Origin of the sequence: Sulfuricurvum sp. (assembly GCF_049587615.1) — a bacterium.
GTDB lineage: Bacteria > Campylobacterota > Campylobacteria > Campylobacterales > Sulfurimonadaceae > Sulfuricurvum.
This window is the reverse complement of record NZ_JBAVEF010000020.1, coordinates 75,080-84,569: the sequence shown is the minus strand read 5'-3', so window position 1 is coordinate 84,569 and position 9,490 is coordinate 75,080. Positions and strand designations below refer to the sequence as shown.

The window sequence follows — 9,490 nt, the reverse complement described above, 5'->3', positions numbered from 1 at the left end:
TGGCTATAGAGAGGGGGAAACGCCCGGCCCCATTCCGAACCCGGAAGCTAAGACCCTCATCGCTCATAATACTGCATCTTTCAGGTGTGGAAACGTAGGTCGCCGCCTGGCTCTCAGATTTTTACTCTCCTCTTTTTAATACAATCCCAATTCAAGCAATCAAAAAAAAAACCTCATTATCACTCAAAATTAACATCTTAGCATCAATGCGGTATACTTTCTTTTATGAAACCAACACTTTATTTTCTCAGATCCTCCGAACAAAAAATTGTCACCGATATGCTTCATTATGCTATGCGCTTAGATGAAGTTAATATGAAGCTAGCGGATATACCCAAGCTCGCTATCTATGAAGAATTTTACGGCTTTACTAGTAAAGATTTGGGTTTATATGCACTCGTAGATAACAAGATCGCCGGTGCGGCATGGATACGCCGTTTAAATGAAGATCATGGCTCAAATGGCTATATCAACGACAACACACCTATTTTAAACATTGCCGTACTTCCTGAATTCAGGGCTAAAGGGATCGGTTCTGCGATATTAGAGCAGTTGTTTATTGAAGCAGGGGCATTGCATGAACAAATCAGTCTCAGCGTTCTGAGGGATTCTCATGCAATAGACTTTTATGAACGTCACGGGTTTATTCGCTACGATAACGGCAGTGCAGAGAAAAGTTTTGTTGATGGCTCTGATGTTATCACGATGACAAAACGATTGCATAGGGGTGAAATAACGCGTCCTAGTGAGGGATATGATCCAAGACGTTGGATGGATTAGTTTCGACTCATATATCCTTTGAATGCGGTTTTAGATCCAATAGGAAGTATATGGGTAGTGCCGTTACGTCCAATGGTGAGTAATGCGATTTCACCCTCTTTGAGTTTACTTAGCTGAGTATTGAACTCTTGTATTGATTTAACTGCGGTGCCATTGATCTCAAGGATTCTGTCATTTGGATCGATTCCGACAGTTTTTGCAATGCTGTAGCTAACTATCACTTCAATCCCTGTTGTATTTTCACGTAAAACCAATCCTGATTTTTCACTGATATCGGCTGTTCCTGCATTGGTCGTCTCTTTTTTTTCTATCGGAGTTGATCCCAGTTTTACTTCCAGTGTTTTTCGCTGCTTATCTCGAATCAATGTCAATGTTATTGTATCACCAGGACGGGACTGCTCAAGAGAGCGGTGAAGTTCCCCTCCGTCATCGAGGTTGATATCATTGTAACCTATAATGATGTCACCGCTTTTTAATCCACTTATGTGTGCTGGCGAATCCGGATCGATACGACTTAAAAATATTGAAGCCTTATACCCAAGTTTTCGTGATAGTCGTTCGGATACGAAGATCTCAGCCCCAAAATATCCCCGATCGATTCTTTTTTCATGTATTAGATGCGAGGCAACGCGATGAATATCGGCTATGGGGAGAGCAAAAGCGATATTAGTATAACTTCCCTGCTTTGAAAAATAAGTCGAGGTCATTCCGATCAATTCACCTTGCTGGTTAAAGAGCGGCCCACCCGAGTTTCCAGGATTAATTGCGGCATCGATTTGGATGAAACGGATATAGGGATAGTTAGGAAGGAAGCGATTAACAGCACCGACGATTCCATACGAAACACTATGACCTAATGAAAAAGGTGCTCCGATAGCAAAAACTCCATCACCAGCTGATACGCTCATATTTCCCTCAAGGAGAGTCGGTCCATTAAAAGTAGGTGCTTCTAAAACGGCTATATCCGTTTTATTATCTTTTGCGATGAGAATGGCAGAATATTCATTGTTGTTATGATCGATGATAGCAATTTTTTTAGCATCGCCGATTACATGGGCATTGGTTACGATATGGTGCTTATCATCGAGAATAAATCCGGAGCCTCCTGAATCGGCCGCGGTGAGTTCGCTCTCATCACCGCTTGGTTCACTTTTTTGCACTTTGATTTTGACAATGGAGGGGAGAACGGTTTTGACCTGCTTTGATATCCCATTAAATGGCTCAGAGGTTGCTAAACTACAAAGGAGAATTGCAATAAAGAAAAATATTTTCATGCGTATTCTTTAAAACAAAAAGAGATAAATAGAACATCCCATAATCGATGTCAGTGTCAATGCGGAAAATATCCATTTACCCATTTTCCGATGTTTTTCACTCTTTTCTAATATACCATTCTGATACGATTTATAGGTGGAAATGATCAGATAGATCCAACCGCCAACCGCCATAAGTGCAATAAAAATATGAACTACAAGGAAGAGAAGGAGAAAATCATACGAGAGAGGGCTTTGTTTCGCGTATTCGACAAATCCCCCTGTAAGACGTACTCCGATTTCAAAAATAAGTACCATAACGATCGTAATCGCCAGTATTATAAATTGACTTTGGTAATGGAGCTTGATATTGCCGCGGATCGCTTGATAGATGGAGAAAGCCAATAAAAAAGGGAGTATCGCAAAATAGAGGGTGACAATATCCATGTACATTAAGGCTCTAGTGCCTAAAAAACCCGGTTCAAAAAACATACGTATCCTCATAATGTAAATGCGACATTATAGCAAGTGATGAAAGTGATTGAAGTGCGATATAAAAGGAGGGAAAAAGTATGCCGGCAAAGTGCCGACATGCTGGGCTTAACTTTCGAAAGGAGCACCCGCGATCACTTTACGTGATACTGTGTATGGAATCAACGCAGCAGCGCGTGATTGTTTGATCGCGATCGTAACCATATCTTGGTGACGTTTACAGTTACCTGTCAAACGACGTGGCATGATTTTGAAACGCTCAGAGAGTGAATATTTCAATGAAGCTACATCTTTGTAGTCAATGAAATCAACTTTTTGCTCGCAGTATTTGCAATAACGTTTTTTGTATTTTCTTTTTTCTGACATGGTACTATCCTTGTGCTTTTTCTAAAACGGAATTTCGTCTTCGTTGATATCAATCTCTGGGAGATTGTTTTCCGGCATTCTTACCGGTGCGGGTTTAGAATACGACGGTGGCGGAGTATAAGCCGCTTTAGGTGCCGGAGCATCATAGCCGCTATTACCAGCATCGCTGTATTCGTTATAACCGCCCTGAGAACCACCCTCGCCACGTGAATCGAGCATTTGCATCGTTTCAACGATAACGGAGTGTTTAGAGCGCTTTTGGCCGTTTGTCTGGTCAACCCACTGTTCAAAACTAAGTCGTCCCTCGACGAGGATTTTACTCCCCTTGCGAAGGTATTGGTTGGCTACTTCACCTGAACGGCCGAAAAAAGTGATGTCGACAAAACATGTCTCCTCTTTTTTCTCGCCGTTTACCGTAAACTTACGGCTGGTTGCAATAGCGGTTTTTGCGATTGCCGAACCGTTTTGTGAATATCGAAGCTCGATATCTCGGGTAAGATTTCCAACCAAAATGACTTTGTTATACATAGGTTTTCCTTGTAATGACTTAAGAAGCTACTTCTTCTTTTTTCTCAGCAACAGCAGCAGTTGGAGCAGGTTTTTTGGTTTTTTCAACCATACCGTTCCAAGCAGCAATTTCACGTTTTGAATCGTATTTCATTGTTACGAAACGCAAAATCTCTTCGTTGATACGGAAACGACGTTCAATTTCAGCAATCGCAGCAGGTGCAGATTTGTAATACATAACGTAAAAATAACCGCGAGCGTTTTTCTCGATAGGGTAAGCCAATTTTTTCATTCCCATTGCGTCGCGAGCAACGATCTCACCGCCGTTTGCAGTGATAACTTCTTCAACGAGAGCGATGGTGTTTTTAATCTCTTCTTCTGTAAGAGTAGGTTTTACGATTACTAGGTTTTCGTAATGTCTCATAGCGTATGTCTCCTTATGGTGTTCGCCCCTTATGGTTGTTATACAGCACGACAGTCGTGTTGCAAAGAGCAAGGAACGCGCGGATTATACTAAAAATCCGCTTAATTTAAGTTTTGGTTATTAGCGGACACAGCTGTGTCCGGGCACTCTGCCGAAGAGAACACAGCGTTAGCGTAGTAGGGGGGACTTTGTTCCGGCGACGTATTTTTAAAGTATGCTTTGCAGTTTCAGCAGGGCGGATAGGAGGAGTGATTCTTGATCCGGTGAGCCGGTTGATTTCATCTTCAGCTCGGTATCGAGGAGGAGATTTATCCCCCGTTTGTACCCTTCAGGCGAGATTTTGATCGAGAGGGCGGCACGCTCTTTTTCGACAAATCCCGGAAGTTTGTACCCCAGTACGAGTGCCGAATCGGCGACACCGTGAATTTTGATAGCACTGTTAAAAAGATAGAGCTGTGTCAAAAATCCGCTGATAGCGGTGAGGAGCTGGATCTCATTTTCCCCTGATTCGAGGAGATGGCGCAGGAAGGGGAGGAACTCTTTTTTCTCGATGACACGGGCGATAAAGTGGTCGAGTTTGATTTCGCTCAGACCGAAAACGTGCTCGTCGATCTCTTTTATCGTGATCGGTTTACCTAAAATGGAGAGTTTGGAGAGCTCGTTGCAGGCGAGGGAAAGGTCATTGTTGTGGATGTCGAGGAGGTGAAATGCCGCCTGATTATCGAGCTGCACCCCTAGCGCTTGCGCTTCTTGCATGACAATGGCACGTGTTTCATTGGCAAAGGGATGAAAGAAACGAACCGATCCCGAATGGGAGCCTTTGAACGCGGTATCGGTCCCTTTGACATCCTCGCCGTAGTAGCAATAGATGAAGGTATTGTCAGGATTTTTTCCTACGAGTTCGACGAGGGTATCGAGTTCGGCTTTGGGGAGCTTTTTTTCGTGTTTGACGATCAGGAGGTTTTGATCACCGAAGAGGGATCCCTGAGATAGGTGGGCTTTGGCGGCGTTGAAATCGTATTCGTCATGATAGAGGCTGAGTACGGAGGCCCCCTCGATTTGAGAAAGTCTGTGAGCGTATCGGTCGATCAAAAAATGGCTCTCTCCAAAGAGTGACATGGCCCGCGGTGCGCTGTTGTTTTGGAGATGGCGGTCTAGCTCTTGTCTATTCATATAATTTTCCTGCGATATGACCGCTCGGATGAGTTTCATCTTCTTTTTCAATACGGCTTACAAATGAGGCGGTGATTTTTGCGGTGGCGAGGTTGGCGGTTTCGATTTTAACGATGATGTCATCGAAGAGCATAAGACCAAATTGTGAGGAAATCTGTACTTTTGCCCCCGTGATAGTGTCGTGAATCTCGGCGATGAACGGCTCTTCGGCGCGCATGACACGGGCTTTGAACTCTTGACCGATGACGGTGGCTGCCCAGCGAGCGAATTTACGCTCTTGGAATCGGATTTCGATGTCGCTTGCTTCACGCTCTTTTTCACTGATGGAGGTACAAAGAGACTCGATATTGCGCAATACATACGATCCCTCTTCGGTATCTCCTGCCGCAATTGCTTTGAGGAGGCGGTGGACGATCAGGTCGCTGTAGCGGCGGATCGGAGAGGTGAAGTGGGTGTAGCGATCAAATCCTAACCCGAAATGTCCCATGTTATATGGTGCATAGCGTGCTTGCATCTGGGCGCGGATGATGAGGGTATCGACTTCGCTGATCAGATCGCGTCGCTCCGCTTCGGCTTGGATCGCCATGATCGTCTCTTTGATCGAGCCTTGCGATTCGACGAAAATACCGATACTCGCCAACTCAGTGTAGAGGCTTTGGAGTTTCATCGGGCTAGGGGATTCGTGGATACGAAATACTCCCCGCTCGTACATCGATGCCGCCGCTTTGTTGGCTAGGAGCATACAATCCTCGATCAGTGCGTGCGACGGTGTCTCGACGGCAAACTCGGTGGAGAGGATATTTTGTTCCTCGTCAATCCGCATTTCCAGTTCGCTGGAGCGGAAGTTGTACCCTTTTTTCATTCGCTCTTCGCGCAGTTTGTAGGTGAGCACATTGAGGAGAGGGATATAGGCTAATACCTTCGCCTCTTTTTCGGTTTTGGCTTCCAGATTTCCCTCTAAAAAGGCATCGATCTCCTCATAGCTGAACCGGCGGTGGGAGTGGATGATAGATTCGTAGAGTTCAAAGGAGTCCATTTCATAGGTTACGGGATCGATGTGTATCTCAAAGGTGTAGGCGAGACGATCGACGAGAGGCTGAAGCGAACAGAGGGTTTCGCTGAGTTCTCTCGGGAGCATCGGGATGGAGCGGTGGGGGAGATAGATAGAGAAACTGCGGTAAATCGCTTCGGCATCGATCGCACCGAAAGGGTGGACGTATTCGCTCACATCGGCGATAGCGACGTAGAGGGTGGAGGTTTCGGGGATATAACAGATGGCGTCATCGAAATCTTTGGCGGTGACGGGGTCGATGGTGCAAAACGGCAGATGGCGCAGATCACGGCGGTTGGGATAGAGCGAGGCATCGACCTCTTTGGGAAACTCTCGTGCCATGGCCAAAACATCATCTTCGAACGCATCGTGTTTGTTGTAGAGGGCGAGGACGATTTTCTCATCCACTTTCGGATCACTGAGGTTGCCCAGATAGGCGGCTATCGTTCCGCTTTGGTTGTTGATCTGATAGAGTGAGCCTTCCGCTGTTTCGGGAAGATCATTTAGGGCAAATCCTGCGGGGTGATCGGTGCGGATGTCTTGGAGGCTCAAATAGCCGTTTTTCATCGTGACAACGGCGACACTGAACGTTTCGCTTCGCCCTGCGATGACGACGACTTTCGCCTGAGGACCGCCCCGTTTTCCGAGTAACCGTTGGGCGATGACCAAATCGCCGCTTTTCGCCCCCATCAGGTTATTGGTTTCGATAAAGTGGTCGCGGATACTCTCTCCCAATGTCTGAAGATAGGCACCGCTCTCAGAAGCCAAAGAGATGATACCTGCGCGGTATTGAGACGCGAGCTGATATTTGTTATCTTCATGAGTTAGAAGTTTTCGTGTAAGCCATTCATTAATGTGCTCACGCTCTTCGGGTGCGATATCTTGGTCATAAAGACCATGGGTAAGACGAATTAGGAGTGATTTCATGAGAGATATTATAGTCAATAAATACTTCTATGATAGAATAACTCCTCTAATTTTACAAAGGAACACACTAATGACACATGAAGCGATTTTAAACCAACTCGGATATGCCCCTAATGAAGCATTAAGCCTCCAACTTAGCCGTATCGAAGAGAATACTGGCGGGTATGAAAAAATTATCAAACATATTTTGGATTTGCACGAAGCACTTAAAACCGATGAATCATATGTGGCGATGTCGAACAGTAACGACTATTTTAAAATCAAGATCGATGCGACGAGTGAGATCAGTGCCGGTGACGCAATGGAGAAAATCAACCATTTTGCGGACAAGTATAAAGTGAATCTCCAAAAAGTAGAGGGGAAACCGACCTATTATATTCTCGGATTTGCGGCGTAAATGAAGTGGGGCGTTAGCCCCGCTTTTTGCATAACTCAAAAGTAAAAGATATGTTCCCGTTCGCCCTGAGCCTGTCGAAGGGTGTTTCGTTTATGGTTCGACGAGCTCACCACGAACGGAAAAGTAGGTTATAGGTCTCACCTGACACCTCAATTTCTAGCTTTTGTTAGAAATTTAAATGATTTTAAACTCATCAGGATCAACTTTAAAAATAGTTGAAAATGCATGTTTAGCCCATTTATTAACTTCCTCTGGAGTGTATTTACTAGTTAGCCATAGATAGTCATACTCAAACTTGCCTTCTTTTGTGATCCATTGCCTTGTCAAATCATAGGCACTAATCCAAGTATAAAATGTAGTCATTACATCTGTTAATTGTTTTTCTGCTTTATTTGGAAGTTTTCTAGGATAAATATCTCCATCAATATCATCAATAAATAAAGCTTCATGCTCAGCAAACATGTTAAAAGTTTGTTCGCAAATATTTTCTGCGGTAAAGTGATAACCAGCCCAACAAAAAAAAGCTGGATTGATGTATTTATCCTTTTGAAAATTTACAAATTTAGAGAACATCAACCTAATAGGGAAATTTTCTAAATTAAAAGCAAAAGTTTTCTCTTCCTCAACTAAATCTATAAATGAGGGAATGCTTTTACTCCAGTCAACTATTTTCTTTGCTCCATCCAATGGTGATTTGTAATTTGCAGCTTTACAAAGTTTATTGGATACTTCATAATATTCTTCCGAACTATATTTTTGTATGCTGTTTTTTACTTCAGGAAACTTTTCTTTAACAAGTTTGCATAAAGTTATAAATCTGATTCCTGGATCAGTAATATTTATGAAGTTTTCAAAATTCTCAATTTCAAAAGGAAACCCTTCCATAGGATTGATTGCAATATCACAAATCAATAAATATAATCCAACTAGTGGGTCATTTATACTTTCTGGAAATTGACTATCTGTTAAAGTTAAGAAATAATTGAATGCTTCAATATAGTCCCCAGAAAGCATTCCTAAATCATTAAAATCGTTCCAAGTTAATTTTTTTCCAACTCCAAAATATAAATATTGTATTTGTATAAATCGTGCTTGTCCTTCGTATATAGCCTTTAAACCAATTGGAGAAATGTACACATCGGAACCGTGATAAAAACCAGTTACTTTATGTTCATTCAATTTTCTGAATTTCTCATCCCAATTTTCAATTTTTGGAAAATACTTTTGTTCTTTGTCAAAACATTCAGTAAGTAGGTGGACAAATGCTGAATATGTTATATGAAAAGTGTGTCCAATACTTTCAAAGAAAGGGTCATTTACAACTTGTTCAGCTTTTTTAGGAAATATCACTAAGTATTTAAAAAACTCAATATCACTAAAATTATTTATAATGTGATTTATAACTTGAAATTCTTCATCAATAGGTTGAAACTCTTTTGCATTTAGTTCATTATATTTTTGAATTGATTTTACCGCACCAGTTATTTGTAAAAATCTATCTAAAAACGTTTTATTGGTATGCATTTGTATAGGATGAGTTAAACTCAACAAAAGTCCTGATGTTGAACCCATATGTTGCCACCAGTGGATTGTCTCATGTAAATAAGTTGAATAAGCTTGTATACCATCAAAATCAACTTGATCCATTGATACAATACCACTAGGGAGTGACTTAATTTTAGTATGGATGTCAGTTCTTAAACGCAATACAAATTGCATAGAATCATACAACCCAAGAGCATTATGAAATCCATTGTATTGTTCGTCATATGTTTCTAAATATTTTGAATTTAATTTCATGTCATCCTGTTCAATGTATTTCTAACTATTTATTCATACCCAAAATGTAGCATTTTGCTAGACATTCAAAATGCCCTACTATCAGAAATATCCAAGCAAATTTTTACATACCAACATATTTTTAAACATTTTACACCGATTTTCTTAAAATTATTTCCCTATCTCGTATCTTCAGCATACGAATGCAAAGGGTCAAAATTGCGTTACGGTACTCTTAGAAAAACATAGAAGAACGATATGATCCCGTTCGCCCTGAGCCAGTCGAAGGGTAAAAAAGTTCATGGTTCGACAGGCTCACCACGAACGGAAAAGCAGGTAAT

10 protein-coding genes and 1 rRNA gene are annotated in these 9,490 nt (G+C 42.2%); 3 read left to right on the top strand and 8 right to left on the bottom strand.

Translation table 11 applies throughout. The features are described 5' to 3' along the window. Both rrf and WB308_RS03955 read left to right on the top strand, forming a co-directional pair. Positions 1-111 (top strand): 5S ribosomal RNA (rrf, locus tag WB308_RS03960); the annotation flags it as partial. A gap of 114 nt (positions 112-225) precedes the next feature. Continuing rightward, positions 226-780, top strand: coding sequence for a GNAT family N-acetyltransferase (locus WB308_RS03955; protein ID WP_424189216.1), 555 nt, complete (start codon positions 226-228; stop codon positions 778-780). Here WB308_RS03955 and WB308_RS03950 read toward each other — a convergent pair. The 7 genes from WB308_RS03950 to WB308_RS03920 all read right to left on the bottom strand — a co-directional run bounded on the left by WB308_RS03950 (position 777) and on the right by WB308_RS03920 (position 6,973). After that, positions 777-2,054: a trypsin-like peptidase domain-containing protein gene (locus WB308_RS03950; protein WP_424189214.1), complete on the bottom strand. Its 1,278-nt coding sequence runs from the start codon at positions 2,052-2,054 to the stop codon at positions 777-779. The two genes, WB308_RS03955 and WB308_RS03950, sit on opposite strands and share 4 nt — an antisense overlap. 9 nt (positions 2,055-2,063) lie before the next feature. Continuing rightward, the gene (locus WB308_RS03945) at positions 2,064-2,525 is read right to left on the bottom strand and encodes a DUF420 domain-containing protein (RefSeq protein ID WP_424189212.1); all 462 of its coding nucleotides are present in this window, start codon (positions 2,523-2,525) and stop codon (positions 2,064-2,066) included. Positions 2,526-2,633: 108 nt separating this feature from the next. After that, complete coding sequence (gene rpsR / locus WB308_RS03940; protein ID WP_424189210.1) at positions 2,634-2,891, bottom strand: 30S ribosomal protein S18; 258 nt, start codon at positions 2,889-2,891, stop codon at positions 2,634-2,636. 21 nt (positions 2,892-2,912) lie between these two features. Next, on the bottom strand, positions 2,913-3,419 hold the full coding sequence (locus tag WB308_RS03935; protein WP_424189208.1) for a single-stranded DNA-binding protein: 507 nt from the start codon (positions 3,417-3,419) through the stop codon (positions 2,913-2,915). Between the two features lie 19 nt (positions 3,420-3,438). Further along, positions 3,439-3,822, bottom strand: coding sequence for a 30S ribosomal protein S6 (gene rpsF, locus WB308_RS03930; RefSeq protein WP_295013249.1), 384 nt, complete (start codon positions 3,820-3,822; stop codon positions 3,439-3,441). A 207-nt stretch (positions 3,823-4,029) separates the two neighbouring features. Next, complete coding sequence (holA, locus tag WB308_RS03925; RefSeq protein ID WP_424189206.1) at positions 4,030-4,995, bottom strand: DNA polymerase III subunit delta; 966 nt, start codon at positions 4,993-4,995, stop codon at positions 4,030-4,032. Continuing rightward, positions 4,988-6,973, bottom strand: coding sequence for an RNB domain-containing ribonuclease (locus WB308_RS03920; protein ID WP_424189204.1), 1,986 nt, complete (start codon positions 6,971-6,973; stop codon positions 4,988-4,990). Before WB308_RS03920 ends, holA begins: the two co-directional genes overlap by 8 nt. A 70-nt stretch (positions 6,974-7,043) precedes the next feature. Between WB308_RS03920 and WB308_RS03915 the strand changes: the two genes are divergently transcribed. Beyond that, on the top strand, positions 7,044-7,370 hold the full coding sequence (locus WB308_RS03915) for a hypothetical protein (RefSeq protein ID WP_424189202.1): 327 nt from the start codon (positions 7,044-7,046) through the stop codon (positions 7,368-7,370). A gap of 174 nt (positions 7,371-7,544) precedes the next feature. On the opposite strand, the gene WB308_RS03910 is transcribed toward WB308_RS03915, so the two are convergent. Beyond that, complete coding sequence (locus WB308_RS03910) at positions 7,545-9,170, bottom strand: hypothetical protein (RefSeq protein WP_424189200.1); 1,626 nt, start codon at positions 9,168-9,170, stop codon at positions 7,545-7,547. Between the last annotated feature and the right edge of the window lie 320 nt (positions 9,171-9,490).